Here is a 739-nt window from a genome sequence, read left to right as displayed (position 1 = left end):
ATGATCGTCACTGTTCACCCTCAAATGGTGGATGTGGCCTCTATGAGCCAGTTTCTCCTCATGACATCGGATCTTGTTTCGGTCATCGAAGAGGCGGGCGGTCGGCTCGACTACGATTTCCTGAGATTCCTCGTCACGAGACATGATCCACGCGACGTTCCCGAACAGGAGATCGTAGGGTTGCTGCGCGACGTTTTCGCGGGAGATGTAATGGCGGCGTCCGCCTGGAAATCGACTGCCATTGCAAATGCGGGGCTGACGAAGCAATCCCTCTATGAGCTCTCGCGGGGTGCGGTAGGGCGGTCGACATATGATCGGGCGATGGAATCGATCAGCGCGGTTAACCAGGAAGTGATCGAGTTGATCAACAAGGTTTGGAGCCGATGAATTTGTGTCACTCACATATAATTCAGAGACTTAACGTGTTGTCAGCTGACTACATTGTGTCGCTGAACCGGCTGTTGGGATAGGAGGCGTATCATGAGTAAGCGCACACAGTCCATCCGTTCCCTCTTCGCCGGGGGAAGCGATCAGGTAACTTCCGAAGAGACGCGGCAACCAGTGCAGCGAGTGGCGTCGGGCGCAGTTCGTTCATTGAAGGATACGTTCTCCGAGGTAGAAAGAGACTACGAAGAACTCAAGCAGCAGATGGCCAACGGGGAGTTCCCGGTTGATCTTGATCCAGCTCTCATCGATCCGTCCCCGTTTGCCGACCGGTTMCTAGATCAGGATATTGCTG

At 54.3% G+C, this 739-nt stretch carries 2 pseudogenes; both read left to right on the top strand.

The window, feature by feature from the left end:
- A pseudogene (locus QD357_RS32670) lies at nt 1–387 on the top strand (plasmid partitioning protein RepA); the annotation flags it as partial.
- A gap of 93 nt (nt 388–480) precedes the next feature.
- Nucleotides 481–739, top strand: a pseudogene (locus QD357_RS32665) (plasmid partitioning protein RepB); the annotation flags it as partial.

The sequence above is a fragment of the Rhizobium sp. BR 317 genome, from assembly GCF_047445835.1.
GTDB lineage: Bacteria > Pseudomonadota > Alphaproteobacteria > Rhizobiales > Rhizobiaceae > Rhizobium > Rhizobium paranaense.
Note: the sequence above shows the minus strand (reverse complement) of the source record. Positions and strands in the feature narration are given on the sequence as shown.